10 protein-coding genes are annotated in these 13,376 nt (G+C 71.6%); 7 read left to right on the forward strand and 3 right to left on the reverse strand.

Annotated elements, in window-relative coordinates; genetic code table 11:
* Positions 1–240: 240 nt before the first annotated feature.
* A complete protein-coding gene (locus tag WME82_RS15330; RefSeq protein WP_438043440.1) occupies positions 241–2,133 on the forward strand; it encodes a cellulose binding domain-containing protein in 1,893 nt (630 codons plus the stop codon).
* A gap of 95 nt (positions 2,134–2,228) precedes the next feature.
* Here WME82_RS15330 and WME82_RS15335 read toward each other — a convergent pair whose 3' ends face one another.
* Both WME82_RS15335 and WME82_RS15340 read right to left on the reverse strand, forming a co-directional pair.
* The gene (locus WME82_RS15335; protein ID WP_438043441.1) at positions 2,229–4,796 is read right to left on the reverse strand and encodes a polynucleotide kinase-phosphatase; all 2,568 of its coding nucleotides are present in this window, start codon (positions 4,794–4,796) and stop codon (positions 2,229–2,231) included.
* Positions 4,793–6,301, reverse strand: a complete 1,509-nt coding sequence (locus WME82_RS15340; protein ID WP_438043442.1) for a 3' terminal RNA ribose 2'-O-methyltransferase Hen1 — start codon at positions 6,299–6,301, stop codon at positions 4,793–4,795. The genes WME82_RS15335 and WME82_RS15340 overlap by 4 nt, the downstream gene beginning before the upstream one ends.
* A gap of 211 nt (positions 6,302–6,512) precedes the next feature.
* Between WME82_RS15340 and WME82_RS15345 the strand changes: the two genes are divergently transcribed.
* Positions 6,513–7,547, forward strand: coding sequence for a sensor histidine kinase (locus WME82_RS15345; protein WP_438043443.1), 1,035 nt, complete (start codon positions 6,513–6,515; stop codon positions 7,545–7,547).
* Entirely contained in the window at positions 7,544–8,299 is a 756-nt protein-coding gene (locus WME82_RS15350; protein WP_438043444.1) for a LytR/AlgR family response regulator transcription factor, read from the forward strand. The genes WME82_RS15345 and WME82_RS15350 overlap by 4 nt, the downstream gene beginning before the upstream one ends.
* On the opposite strand, the gene WME82_RS15355 is transcribed toward WME82_RS15350, so the two are convergent.
* Positions 8,283–9,350: a serine hydrolase domain-containing protein gene (locus WME82_RS15355; RefSeq protein WP_438043445.1), complete on the reverse strand. Its 1,068-nt coding sequence runs from the start codon at positions 9,348–9,350 to the stop codon at positions 8,283–8,285. The genes WME82_RS15350 and WME82_RS15355 overlap by 17 nt on opposite strands.
* 271 nt (positions 9,351–9,621) lie before the next feature.
* Here WME82_RS15355 and WME82_RS15360 point away from each other — a divergent pair, with 271 nt between their 5' ends.
* From WME82_RS15360 to WME82_RS15375, 4 genes are all read left to right on the forward strand, one after another.
* Entirely contained in the window at positions 9,622–10,737 is a 1,116-nt protein-coding gene (locus WME82_RS15360; RefSeq protein WP_438043446.1) for an STAS domain-containing protein, read from the forward strand.
* A 332-nt stretch (positions 10,738–11,069) separates the two neighbouring features.
* Complete coding sequence (locus WME82_RS15365; protein WP_438043447.1) at positions 11,070–11,339, forward strand: hypothetical protein; 270 nt, start codon at positions 11,070–11,072, stop codon at positions 11,337–11,339.
* A gap of 339 nt (positions 11,340–11,678) precedes the next feature.
* Entirely contained in the window at positions 11,679–12,008 is a 330-nt protein-coding gene (locus WME82_RS15370) for a hypothetical protein (RefSeq protein WP_437871993.1), read from the forward strand.
* A 1-nt stretch (position 12,009) separates the two neighbouring features.
* Positions 12,010–13,374 carry an efflux RND transporter periplasmic adaptor subunit gene (locus WME82_RS15375; protein WP_438043448.1) on the forward strand — a complete coding sequence of 455 codons (1,365 nt, stop codon included), beginning with the start codon at positions 12,010–12,012 and terminating at the stop codon, positions 13,372–13,374.
* Positions 13,375–13,376 lie beyond the last annotated feature (2 nt).

Consider the following 13,376-nt stretch of genomic DNA (forward strand, 5'->3'; position numbering starts at 1 on the left):
CCGAGCAGCCCGGACCCGAGTCAGCCGCGGAGCGCTCTGTCGCCGAGCGGCTGCAGCTCGCTCCTGGCCTCGTGAGAGAACGAATCAACGAGGCGCAGAAGGCACAGACGAGAGCGCGACTCGGTGGTTGGGGGGGAACTCCCTGCCCCCCGCGAAGGAGCTCTGTGTCCTCCGCGGTTCCAACGTGGTATCTTGGGGAGTTTGCTTGCGGCCCGTTCGGCCGCTTTCAGGAGAAAATTCATGCGCTTTGCTAGCTTGCTGAGCTGGGGCTCAGTCTCGATCGCTTGCTGCCTGGCCGCCTGCATCGCCGCGTCTCCGGACGACGAAGAGATCCTGTCGCTGGAGGGCGAGCTGCTCAGCTCGGACGGGACGATGTCGGCGGAGCTGTCGTACCAGTCGCAGTGGTCGACGGGGTACTGCGCGAACGTGACCGTGAAGAACATGAGCTCCAAGCCGAGCACGTCCTGGGGCCTTTCGATCGCGCTCAACGGCGCGACGCTGTCCAGCTCGTGGAACGCGCGGATCACGCAGTCGAACGGGCAGCTGAACGCCACCAACGAGAGCTACAACGGCTCGCTGGGAGCAGCGTCGACGGGAGCGGGTGCGTCGACGACCTGGGGGTTCTGCGCGAACGGCACGGGGAAGCCCTCGATCACGTCGGTCAACGGCAACGGGAACGGCGGCTCGACGTCGGCGAGCTCCAGCAGCGCCTCGAGCAGCTCCAGCAGCGCCTCGAGCAGCTCCAGCAGCGCTTCGAGCAGCTCGAGCAGCAGCGCTTCGAGCAGCTCCAGCAGCAGCTCCTCGGCCAGCTCTGGCGGAGGCGGCGCGGGCGGCAGCGGAGGCGCAGGCGGCAGCGGCGGCTCAGGCGGCAGCGGAGGCTCGGGCGGCGGAGGCGCGGGCCCAGGCTGGGACTGGGCCGGCATCATCGGGACCGGTCAGAGCCTGTCCGTCGGGGCGCAGGGGACGCCGGCCAGGGCGACCACCCAGCGCCGTCACAACCTCAAGCTCTCGCTGGGCAATGCCTCCGTGCCGCCCTTCGATCCGAGGAACGGCTCGCTCTCGATGGTGCCGCTCGTCGAGCCCATCCGCGCGCTGGCCACGGGCTACCCGAGCGCGTATCCGCGCAACATCTATGGCGAGTCGCCGCACACGGCCATGGGGGACCAGATCACGGCGCTGGTGCAGGCAGCGACGGGCGGCGATTACATCAGCGTTCACACCGTCGTCGGCGAGAGCGGACAGGCCATGTCGGTCATCCGGAAGGGCGCCACCGACACCGGCTCGACGGGTCGGGCCTACGCGGCGTCGCTGTTCGAGGCCGCCGCCATCGCCCGCCTCGCCGGCGCGGCAGGCAAGACGTACGGCGTCGGCGCGATCGTGATCACCCACGGCGAGTCGGACGCCGGCAGCTCCAGCTACAAGAACGACCTCATCAAGCTCTGGTCCGACTACAACGCCGATCTCAAGCCGCTGACCGGGCAGACCCGGTCGATCCCGATGTTCGTGTCCCAGCAGCACGCCTATCCGAGCGGCGCGAACCAGCGGTCGGCAGCCACGCTCGCGCAGTGGCAGGCCGGGATCGACCGCCCGGGCGACATCATCTGCTCGGGGCCGAAGTACCAGTACCCGTACGCGAGCGACAATATCCACATGACCGCGATCGGCTACGAGCGGCTCGGAGAGAAGCTCGGGCAGATCTATAGCGAGAAGGTCGTGCAGGGCCGCGACTGGCAGCCGCTCCAGCCGACGCGGGTCGAGCGCAGCGGTCGCGTGATCACGGTGCACTTCCACGTGCCCGTGCCGCCGCTCGCCTGGGACAGCTCGCTCCCCGCGCCGCACCAGAGCGCGCTCACCGAGTGGGCGCAAGGGCGCGGCTTCGAGGTCCGCACGGCGAGCACCAGGATCCCGATCAGCTCCGTCGCGATCTCGGGCGACACGGTGCGCATCACGGTCGGGAGCGATCTCCCCGCGACCGGCGTCTGGGTCGGCTACGCCATGACCAGCGACGGCACGGCGTTCTCCGGCCGGACGTGGCGCTCGGGCCAGCTGCGCGACTCCGATCCCTTCGTCGGATCGATGACGGGGACCGCGCAGCCGAACTACGCGGTGGCGTTCGAGATGGCCGTGCCCTGAGCCTCGCCGGCGCGGCGCCTCCCTCGGGATCGTCGCCGCCGAGCTCGACGGCCAGACGTCTGGCCATTCATCGCCAGACGTCTGGCCGACCCCCGTCACAGCCGCGGATCGACCGGCTCGCTCTCCAGCGCCAGCACCCCGAACACGCACTCGTGCACGCGGTGCAGCGGCTCGCCCTCCACGAAGCGGTGGAGCGCCTCCAGGCCGAGCGCGTACTCCCGCAGCGCGAGCGCGCGCTTCCCCGACACGCTGCGGTGGCGCAGCCGCGCGAGGTGCTGCGGCGCCAGGTACTCCGGCCCGTAGATGATGCGCAGGTACTCCGGCCCGCGGCACTTGATCGCCGGCTGGACGAGCCCGCGCGGGCCGCGGACCACCCACTCCCACGACTTGACCACCATGCCCTCGCCGCCGCGCTCGACCATCTCCGTCCAGAAGGCCACCGCCTGCGCCTCGCTCTGCGGGTCCGAGAGGTCGACAACGCGGTGCGGGGTCTCCACGAAGAACGCCGGATCGACCTCGGCGAGCCGCGCGAGCTGCCGCAGGTGGAAGCCGTGGTCCCGCGCCGCGTGCACCGCGCCCTCGCTCGCGAGCAGGTGGAACGGCGCCAGCCGGAGGTCCGCCAGCGACCGCACCGGCCAGCAGTAACGCCGGTAGGCCGCCACGTACCCGTCCATCGCCGCCTTCCGGGCCGCGTGCCGCTCGAGCAGCCCCCGCGCGCTCTCGTCGCGCGCGGCGGTCATCGTGAGCGCCCGCACCGCCGCGTCGAGCGACGCGCGGCCCGACGAGCCCACGGCGGCGTACTGGCCGCGCAGGAGATCCTGCGCCTTCGCCGACCAGGGCAGGAGCTCCGCGTCGAGGCAGACCCAGTCCGTGCGCAGCTCGGCCCACAGATCCGCCCGATCCATCGCCGCCCGCACCCGGTCGATGAGCTCCCGGCTCCGCGCCTCGTCCGAGAAGAACGGCCTGCCCGTGCGCGTCGTGCACACGCCGAGCGGCCCCTCGTCGAGGCGGAACCTCCGCCGCCGCGCGGCCTCGTCGCGGCACACGACAAGCACCGCGCGCGACCCCATGTGCTTCTCCTCGCAGACGACGCGGCCCACGCCGTTCTGCCGGAAGTACGCGAACGCCTCGCGCGGGTGCTCGAGCAGGCCCCCGTCCTTCGCCGTCTCGCTCGGCGACATCGTCGGCGGCAGGTAGATGAGCCACCGGGGATCCACGGCGAAGCGGCTCATCGCCTCGAGCGCCGCCGCCGCGTTCTCCTCGCGGATCGTCACCATGCCGTGCACCCGCGTCCGGATCGCGCGCCGCCCGCGCACGTCGTCGATGTCGAGCACGTCGTAGGCCTGCCCGCGCGGCTCGGCCTTCGTCTCGCCCGCGAGCGGCGCGAGCGGCTTCACGGGCTCGTAGTACACGCGGCGCGCCTTGACCTCGACCAGCTCGCGCTCCGGGTAGCGGAGCGCCGTGAGCGCGCCGCCGAACACGCACCCCGTGTCGATGCAGATCGTGCGGTTCTCCCACTCGGCCACCGTCGTCGGCGTGTGGCCGTAGACCACCATCGCCTTGCCGCGGTACTCCGAGGCCCAGTTGTACCGCACGGGCAGGCCGTACTCGTCGGTCTCGCCCGTGGTCTCGCCGTACAGGCAGAACTCGCGCACCGCGCCCGAGCCCCGGCCCTGGAACGCCTCCTTCACCCCCGCGTGCGCGACCGCGAGGTTGCCGTCGTCGAGCACGTAGTGGCTGACGAGCCCGTCGATGAAGTCCGCCGCCTTCGCCTTGAACGCGTCCGTCTCCGCCTCGAGCTGCTCGAGCGTCCGCTCGAGCCCGTGCGTCGGCTTCACGTCGCGCCCGCGCAGCTTCTTCAGCAGCTTCACGTCGTGGTTGCCAGGCACGCAGAGCGCGGCGCCCGTCTCGACCATCGCCATCGTGAGGCGCAGCACGTCGGGCGAGCGCGGCCCGCGGTCCACGAGGTCGCCGAGGAAGATCGCGCGCCGGCCCTCGGGGTGCGACGCGCGCGGCGCGTCCGGCAGCCCCTCCAGCTTGTAGCCGAGCGCCTCGAGCAGCTCGACCAGCTCGTCGAAGCAGCCGTGGACGTCGCCGATGATGTCGAACGGCCCGCGCTCGTCGCGGCGATCGGTCCACAGCCGCTGCCGCTCGATCGTGGCCGCCGCGACCTCCTCGGGGGAGGAGAGCACGTGCACGTAGCGGAAGCCCTCGCGCCGGAGCTCCTTGAGCGAGCGGCGCAGCTCGCGGCTCTGGCCCCGCACGACGTGCGGGCCGAACTGCCGGTCCGGCCGGCCGGCGTTGCGCGCGTGGCAGAGCTTCTCCGGCATGTCGAGCACGATGGCCACCGGCAGCACGTGGTGCTCGCGCGCGAGCGCGACGAGCGGCCTGCGCGCGTCCGCCTGCACGTTGGTCGCGTCGACAACGGCGAGCCGCCCCGACGCGAGCCGCTTGCCCGCGATGAAGTGCAGGACCTCGAAGGCGGCCCCGCTGGCGGCCTGATCGTTCTCGTCGTCGGACACGACGCCGCGGTAGTGATCGGACGAGAGGATCTCGGTCGGCTTGAAGTGCGCCCTCGCGAACGTGCTCTTGCCGGAGCCGGACGCGCCGATGAGCACGACGAGCGAGAGGGAAGGGACGATGAGGGGGGCCTGCTCGCTCATGACGCCACCTCCGTCGCCTGCGCGAGGGCGCTACCCGCGCCGCCGTCCTGGGCCTCTCCGCCGCCCGCGCCGCTCGTGCTGCTCGTGCCGCCCGCGCTGCCCGCGCTGCCCTCGCGCGTGAAGATCGCCATCTGCGTCGGCGCGCCGAGCGACGGATCCATCGGGCCGATGGGCAGGTGCTCGACGGCGTAGCCGTGCGCGGCCGCGACCCCCTCGCAGAAGGCGTGGAACTCGGCCCGCGTCCACTCGAAGCGGTGGTCGCCGTGGCGGAGCGCGCCGCGCGGCAGCCCCTCGAACAGCGCGTTGTACTCGGCGTTCGGGGTGGTCACGAGGACGACGCGCGGCCGCGCGTGCTCGAAGACGCTGCGCGTGAGCGCGCCGAGCCGCGAGAGGTCCACGTGCTCGATGACCTCGACGAGGGTCGCGGCGTCGTAGCCCGAGAAGCGCGCGTCGCGGTAGGTGACCGACGCCTGGAAGAGCTGGATGCGCCGCCGCTGCTTGTCGGGCAGGTCGTCGAGGCGCAGCCGGTTCTTGGCGATCTCGAGGCTGCGCACGGAGACGTCCGCGCCCGCGACGCGCTCGAACACGCGCTCGTCGACGAGGCGCTTCAGCAGCTTGCCCTCGCCGCAGCCGAGGTCGAGCACGCTCCTCGCCTCGGCCCGGCGGAGCGCCGCGACGACGGCCTCGCGCCGCGCCTGGTCGAGGCTGATCCGCGCCTCGCCCCGGTCCTCGGGCGCGGCCTTCTCGTCCTCGGCCTCTTCGGGGCTCGCCTCGTCGTCGGCCACGAGCCGCGCGAGCGCGGCCCGGAAGAGCGGCCGGCTGTGCTTCAGGTAGCGGAGCGCGATCGCCTCGCGCTCCGGGTGCTCCGCGAGCCACCCCTTGCCCTTGGCGAGGAGGTTGTCGACCTCGGCGTCGCCCACGTAGTAGTGCTTCTTGTCGTCGAGCACGGGCACGAGCACGTAGAGGTGCGCGAGCAGCTCCCTGAGCCGGCACGTCCTCGCGAGCGAGACGCGCAGGTAGGCGCTCTGGCCCCACTCCGGGAACGCCTCGTCGAGCGGGAGGCGCTCGGCCGCGACCTCGTAGCCGAGCGGCTCGAAGAGCCGCCGGAGCAGCGCCTCTCCGCCGCGGCACGGCAGCGCCTCGATCGTGGCGGAGAGGGGGATCGGCGCGTCCGCGAGCTCCGGGCGGTCGCGGCACTTGCCGCCGAGCGCCGAGCCGAAGACCTGCGCGATCGCCACGGAGAGGAACGACGAGGCGACGTAGGGCCGGTCGTTCACGTACTGCGCGAGCGTCCCGGGCTCGCCCGCGCCGCGCCCGCGCACGAGGTCCACGGGATCGACGTCGAGCAGGAGCGCGGCGGTGCACCGCTCCTCGGTCGCCTCCGGATAGAACACGTGCGCCTTGCCGAACGACAGCGGGAACGACTGCGTGTTCGCAGGGTTCTTGACGAGCAGGTAGCCGAGGTCGGTCGCAGGCCGGTGCGTGGTGGTGAGCGTGAGGAGCATCGGGGCCGCAGTCTACGTGAGCGGAGCGACTCGCCACAATCGCGGCCGCGGTGCGCCCGCGCGCGGCGAGCGCCGCTCCCGAGCGCGGCAGACAGGGAATCTGTCGCCGCGCGGGGACCGGCGATGGAGCGAGATCGCGCGCGAGCGGCGCGCGACCGCACGGAGGCGGCTTCCCCGACACCGGGGGCCCGGCGCTGCTAGCGTTGAACGGGTGACGCAGGAGCCCGCGAGCCAGGGAAAGGCCCACGTCGGCAAGGCCGTGGTGATCACCACGGCCGTGCTCTGGCTCCTCGACTGGATCGACCATGGAAGCTTCGAGCCCTGGCGCGGGCTGGGCACCGCGGTGTGGGTCGCGGCGGTCCTCGGCGCGCTCACGCTGGTGGCGCGCCGCATCGAACCGCAGCGCGCGCCGATCTGGCGTCAGCTCGTCGTGCTCGCGTTCACCGCCGGGATCGCCAGCTCCATCACCAACACCATCTTCTTCCTGCTCGCCACGGCGCTGCCCGAGGTGTTTCCAGAAGGACCGCGACGGCCGCTCGTGGCCACCGCCGTCGTGGGCTTCTTCGACGGCGACGCCTTGTTCGGCTTCTGGGCCCTCCTGATCGAGCTGCCTCGACAGATCGGCGTCGAGCGGAGGCTCGAGCACGAGCGGCGCGCGCTGCGCCAGGAGGTCGAGCTCGCGCACATCCGCGCTGCGCTCGAGCCTCACTTCGTGTTGAACACGCTCAACACGATCGCCGGCCTGGTGACCGAAGAGCCGGCCGAGGCGCGCGCCCTGATCGCGACGCTCGGCGACCTGCTGAGGGACATCATGCAGGGATCGCGCCGATCCCATCACACGGTCCGCGAGGAGGTGAGCTGGCTGCGGGGCTTCGCGCGCATCCTGGAGTCTCGGCACTTCGGGCGGCTCGCGTTCGAATGGGACGTCGACGCCTCGGTGGACGACTGCGTGCTCCCGGTGCTGCTGCTTCAGCCCCTGCTGGAGAACGCGGTGCACCACGGCGCGCTGCGCCGACGGGAGCGCGGCCGTGTCGTCTTGCAGATCACCGGGGAGGCAGGACACCTGCGCTGCGCCGTCGAGGACGAGGGCCCCGGCTTCGACCTGGCCGCTGTCCCGCCGGAGGGGCGGGGGCTCGCGCTGGTGCGGCGCCGCGTCGCCCTGGAATCGGCGGACGCGTCGCTGCGCATCGACTCGAAGCCCGGCCGGACGCGCCTGGAGGTCACGCTGCCCAGGAGGACCGCATGAAACAGCTCTCTGCTCTCGTCGTCGAGGACGAGTGGCCGGCGCGCAACTTCCTCGTGGAGCTGCTGCGCGATACCGGGAGCTTCGGGACCATCGCCGCGGTGACGAGCGTCGAGGCGGCTCGAGAGGCGCTCGATCGCATCGAGGTCGGCATCGACGCCGTCTTCGTCGATATCCGCCTCGTCGATCGCCCTGGAGACACGTCGGGCCTCGACTTCGCCCGCTCCCTCTCGGGTCGCGCGAGCCCGCCGGCGGTGGTGCTCGCCACCGCTCTGGCGCAGCACGCGCTCGATGGGTTCGAGATGGGCGCGGTCGACTATCTCCTCAAGCCGTTCACGCTCGACCGCGTCACCACGTGTGTGGCGCGGCTCCTCGAGCGACGCCGGGCGCCGTCCCCGAGCGCAGGAAACCCGCGCCTGGTCGCGCGAAAAGACGACCGCCTGGTCTTCCTGGACCTCGACGGCATGCTGGCGTTTCAGGCGGCGGAGCGGCTCACCTATCTCCACCACGTCGACGGCGTGTTCTCGGTGGACCTCTCGCTCAACGCGCTCGGGGCCACGCTGGGCGACCGTGTCCTTCGCGTGCACCGCAACTGGCTCGTCGCTCCGGCGCACGTGCACGGGCTCGGCCGGCTCGACGGGGAGCTGATCCTCGAGGTCGGTCCGGGGCTCCGCGTGCCCGTCTCGCGCGATCGCGCGCGAGAGGTCCGGCAGCGGCTCCTGGAGAACACCGTCGGCATCACTCTGCCCGACTGAGCTCGCCTCTCTCGGCCGAGAGGACCAGCTTCGCCAGCTCGATCCCGAAGCCCTCGATGTCAAACACATCGTACGTGTTCGTCCCGAGGATCACGCGCGTGTTCGCCGCCGGGCAGTCGACCGCAACCCCTCCAAGGCCATAGTCCCCGGCGCCGGCCGCGGCGTAGACCGTCTTGCCCTCCAGGTCGTGGGCGCCGCCCGAGAGGTAATGCGTCTCGTACGACTCGAATGCGGCCGGACCGAGCACCTCCCCCTTCCAGACCGCGACCAGCCAGCGCTCGACGTCGGAGACGGTCGTCACCAGCCCGCCATTGCCGACGAGCGACCAGCTGTACGGCCATCCGGCGGGGTCGTTCTCCCCGAAGGTCGAGGCGTCGTATCCGATCGCGGTGTCGACCTGCTCCCAGATCGGGTCACCGAAGAACCCGCTCTGTCGCATGTTGGCGGGAGCGAAGAGCTCGTCACGCACGTAGTCCGTGAACGCTCGTCCCGAGACGGTCTCCACGACGTCGGCGAGCAGCGTGTAGCCGGAGTTGGAGTATTCCTCGTTGCTTCCCGGCTCGAACAGCAGCTCCTGCGCGAAGATCCGCTGGCGTGCTTCGAGCCGCGTCATCGGCTCGAAGTCACCCTCCGTGTCGTGGTACTCGTCGAACCCGGCGCGGTGCTGGAGGATCTGAACGAGCGTGATCTCGGCCTTGTCGGCCGGTACGTCATCGAAGAGGGTCGCGAGCGAGTCGGTGACCGCGAGCGCGCCGTCGCCTTCGAGCTTGAAGATGGCCGTCGCGGTCAGGTCCTTCATCACGGAGCCGAAGTCGTACGCCGTGCCGGCGACGTTGGGGATGTCGTTGTCTCGATCCGCCAAGCCGTAGCCGCTCGCGAGCACCTCGGCCCCGTCGACCGTGACCAACACCGACCCGGAGAACCCGGCCGCGGCCGCGTCCGAGAGGCGGCGCTCGAGCTCCTCGCGGAGCTCGTCCCGCTCGGGAAGTGCGGGCGACTCCCCGCTGCACCCGGTTTGTGGGACAGCCAGCGTGACCAGGCCGGCTGCCATCAGCCATTGCGAGATTGGTTTCATGCCGCGCCAGACTGCCAGCCGAGCGCGCGAAGATCAGGGACGAACCGACGAGCGCCAGGTTCTCGGCCACGAGCGGGGGGTTCTGCGGGACGAGCGCGTGGGGTGGCGGCAGCGCGTCCCGAGCCCCAGAGCGCCGTCTTGGCCGGATCGAGGCCAGTCGTGGCTCGCCCGTCGAGGGCGACGCGCGCCGGGTCGAGCCGGTACACTGCGGCAGGCGGGCGGGTGCGCTCGTGGACTCGGAGAATTTATGAGCACAAGCCCTGAGCTTCTGGACAAGAAGATCCGCGTCGTCGTCGGGGGGATGGCGATCGAGTGGGATATCGAGAACGGGCAGTGCACCTGGGCCGGCGTCCCCTCGGTGTCGATGTTCCTGCCGAGCAGCGTGGTTGGGCTGATGTCCGGCTTCCAGCGGATGGCGGGGACCGAGCGCTTCAACCTCGCCGTGGAGAGCGGGGGGCGGCTCAGCATCGACGACGACTGGACCTACATCTCCGGCTATCCGACGTTCGAGGAGGGCTTCAAGGCGCTCGGCGTCGGCGCGGCCACGGCGGGCTGGGGCGTGTGGCACGTGATCTCCCTTGACCGGGAGCGGAAGGAGGCCCGCTTCCGCGTGGTGAACGGGTGGGAGTCGGTCTACCAGAAGGAGCTCGATGTCTGCTGGGGCAGCAGCATGATCGCGGGCAAGCTGGCCGGATACTGCACCCGGCTCTTCGGGGAGGAGTGCGACGTCGAGCAGACGTCGTTCGCCGCCCGGGGCGACGCCCACGACGAGTTCACGGTGCGCCCCGCCACGACCAGCCTGGAGGACCGGCTGCAGCACCTGCTCGACGAGGAGCGGGCGACGAAGACGGATCTGGCCATCGCGCTGCACAAGCTGAAGCGCGAGGTCGAGGAGCGCGCCCGCATCGCCGAGGAGCTCCAGCGGACCGAGCAGGAGCTCCGCGACAAGCTGTCGTTGATCGAGCGGCAGCAGCACGAGCTCCGCGCGCTCGCCACCCCGATCATCCAGGTGTGGGACGGCGTGCTGACGCTCCCGTTGATCGGCACGCTCGACGGGGTGAGGGCCGGGGTGATCACCGAGGAGCTGCTCGACGCCATCGTCAGGACTGGCTCCCGCTATGCGATCCTCGACATGACCGGCGTGGACAGCATCGACGGCGAGACCGCCGATCACGTGATCCGGATCATCCGCGCGGTCGAGCTGCTCGGCGCGAAGGGGGTCATCACCGGCGTGCGCCCCGCGGTGGCCGCGCTGATCACGTCGCTCGGCCTCGAGCTGTCCGCCGTGACCACGCTGCGGAACCTCCGCGAGGGGCTGCGGATGTGCATCCAATCGCTGTCGGACAAGCCGGCAGGCGCGTGACGATGGCTGGCCGTGGCGGGGCGTCTGGCTCTCGCTCGCGACGCTCGCCGGGATCGGGCTCAACGGGGCGCTCGGCTGGTGGTGGGCGGACCCGATCGCTGCCCTGGTCATCGCCGCGCTCGTCGCCAAGGAGGGCGTCGCCACGTGGCGCGGCGAGCACGGCTGCTGCTGAAGGTGTCTCCTGGCCGGCCCTGCGGCTGTTGGTGCTCGCTCCCCTCGGTCCACATGGTAGGCTCTGTCGGCTCGTGACTCGGCAGCGAAGGCAACATCCCCGATCCCGATGGACGCGGCGGCTCGTCCGGCTGCTCTCCGTGATCGTGCTCGCCCTGGTCATGAGCCAGCTGACCGTGGCGTACGCCTTCGTGGCCGTCGACGACTGCGGCGAGTCGTGTCCCGACGACGACGACCAGGGGGACTGCCCTTGTCCCCTGGATTGCGCCTCGGGGTGCTGCGCGGCGAGAGCCCCGGCGGTCCCACCCTCGCCCATCGTTCCTGTCTTGCTCGCGCCCTCCTCCGTGGAGCTCCTGCTGCTCGTGCCCGAGCGCGCGCCCCCGTCGCCCGAGGCGCGCGAGGTGCTCCACGTCCCAAGGCCCCGCGCCTAGCACGGCGCTGATGGCCGCTCCCCGGCCCGAGCCGTCGATCGCGCTCCTGTGAGCTCCACGTGGGCCCCGTCAGCCCTCGATGGCCTCAGGCGATCGCGGCGTGGTTCAGCGCCCTGCCAGGTCCGAGCGGAAGGCATGCTCGCGACGCGTCGTCGCGCGCCCGCTCCAGCGCGTCCGTTCAGCGCTGCTCCACCCAGCTCGCGCTTCACGCTCGCGGGCAAGTCGGCGGCGGTGATAGCGGTGCTGCGCCGAGCGGCGGCGCGCTGGCGCGTGAGGGCGACGGCGTGCCCGAGGCTCGTCCGTCACGTGACGTTGTGAACAACAAGGAAGGATACACCCATGAAAATTCGTTCCATCTCGCTCGTGCTCTGCGTCGTCGCCCTCGGTGCCGTGTCGTGCTCGAAGGAGGCGCCGAGCGCCGGCAAGGCGGCGCCCGAGCAGACGCAGGCGAATGCGGCGCACGCGCCGGCCGACGTGAAGCCCGGCTCCCACGAGGACTGGTGCGGAGAGCACCAGGTGCCCGAGTCGCAGTGCACCCGCTGCAACCCGGAGCTGATCCCGGCCTTCAAGGCCACGAACGACTGGTGCGCGGAGCACGGGCTGCCCGAGTCGCAGTGCCTCAAGTGCAACCCCGACCTGAAGATCGTCAGGCCGCCGAAGGGGAGCTGACATGCCCCGCCGCGTTCACATCGTGTTGCTCATGCTCCTCGCCGTTCTGTCGGGGTGCGGGGCCAAAGGGACCGACCGCGCCGCTCAGGAGAAGGCGGAGGCCAGGCCCAGGGCCGCGGCGCCCGTCGAGGGCGCCATGTGCAAGGAGCACGGCGTGCTGGAAGCCCTCTGCACGAAGTGCAATCCGAGGCTCGCCCCCATCTTCCAGGCGAGGGGAGACTGGTGCAAAGAGCACGAGCTCCCGGAGTCCATCTGCCCCATCTGCCACCCCGAGCGCGGAGGCAAGCCGGCGGCCGACGTGGCGAGCGACGGCGCGCCTGCCGACGGGACGAAGGTCAAGCTCAAGACCAAGGACACGGCCCGGCTCGCCGGGATCCTCACCGCGAAGGCCGTCGAGCGTCAGGGCGGCGGCGGCATCCCCGTGACCGCGAGGATCGCCTACGACGCGCTCAAGGTCGCGGAGATCAACGCCCGCGCCGCGGGGGTCGTCCGGCAGCTCCACGTGGACGTCGGCGCGGAGGTCAAGAAGGGCGCGCCGCTCGCGGTCATCGACAGCGCCGAGGTCGGGGCGGATCGCTCGCGGCTGGCCGGCGCGCAGTCGCGCCTCACGATCGCCGAGGAGAACCTGAAGCGAGAGGAGCAGCTCGAAAAGGAGGGGATCTCGTCGCGCCGGAGCGTCCTCGCCGCGCAGCAGGAGCTCGACGCCGCCCGCGCCGAGCGCTCCTCGTTCGCGGCCTCCCTGGCCGTCGTGGGCGCGAGCGCGGGCGGCAGCGGGGGCTACACGCTCACCACGCCGCTCGCCGGCATCGTGACCCAGCGCAAGGCGACCGTGGGCAGGCTCGTCGGCGTCGAGGAGACCCTGTTCGAGGTGGTCGACGTCTCGAGCATGTGGGCCGAGCTCGACGTCCCCGAGACCGACCTCCCGGCCGTCTCGCTGAAGCAGCCCGTGGTCATCGAGGTCGACGGGATCGCGGGGCGCGAGCTCAAGGGGGAGATCACCTATGTGGCGCCGGCCATCGACCCGGCCACGCGCACCGCCAAGGCGCGCGTGCCGCTCGCGAACCCGGACGGCGCGCTGCGGGCCAACATGTTCGGCAGGGCGCGCATCCTCGCCCCATCCCGCGCGGCGGTCGTGGTGCCCCGCGCGGCCGTGCAGCGCGCGAGGACGGTGAAGCTCGTGTTCGTGCGGCTCGCGGACGACCAGTTCGAGGCGCGGCGGGTCGAGATCGGGGCGACCGAGGGCGATGTCGTCGAGGTGACCAGGGGCGTGCGCCCGGGCGAGGAAGTCGCGACCGAAGGGAGCTTCCTGCTCAAGACCGAGACCCTCAAGGAGAGCATCGGCGCCGGCTGCTGCGGCGAGGACTGAGG

It is taken from the genome of Sorangium sp. So ce128 (genome assembly GCF_051525245.1).
GTDB lineage: Bacteria > Myxococcota_A > Polyangia > Polyangiales > Polyangiaceae > Sorangium > Sorangium cellulosum_B.

Excerpts from the sequence above, each read along its gene's own strand:
- WME82_RS15330 (WP_438043440.1), top strand. The coding sequence starts at position 241 with ATGCGCTTTGCTAGCTTGCTGAGCTGGGGCTCAGTCTCGATCGCTTGC.
- WME82_RS15335 (WP_438043441.1), bottom strand. The coding sequence starts at position 4,796 with ATGAGCGAGCAGGCCCCCCTCATCGTCCCTTCCCTCTCGCTCGTCGTG.
- WME82_RS15340 (WP_438043442.1), bottom strand. The coding sequence starts at position 6,301 with ATGCTCCTCACGCTCACCACCACGCACCGGCCTGCGACCGACCTCGGC.
- WME82_RS15350 (WP_438043444.1), top strand. The coding sequence starts at position 7,544 with ATGAAACAGCTCTCTGCTCTCGTCGTCGAGGACGAGTGGCCGGCGCGC.
- WME82_RS15355 (WP_438043445.1), bottom strand. The coding sequence starts at position 9,350 with ATGGCAGCCGGCCTGGTCACGCTGGCTGTCCCACAAACCGGGTGCAGC.
- WME82_RS15360 (WP_438043446.1), top strand. The coding sequence starts at position 9,622 with ATGAGCACAAGCCCTGAGCTTCTGGACAAGAAGATCCGCGTCGTCGTC.
- WME82_RS15365 (WP_438043447.1), top strand. The coding sequence starts at position 11,070 with ATGAGCCAGCTGACCGTGGCGTACGCCTTCGTGGCCGTCGACGACTGC.
- WME82_RS15370 (WP_437871993.1), top strand. The coding sequence starts at position 11,679 with ATGAAAATTCGTTCCATCTCGCTCGTGCTCTGCGTCGTCGCCCTCGGT.
- WME82_RS15375 (WP_438043448.1), top strand. The coding sequence starts at position 12,010 with ATGCCCCGCCGCGTTCACATCGTGTTGCTCATGCTCCTCGCCGTTCTG.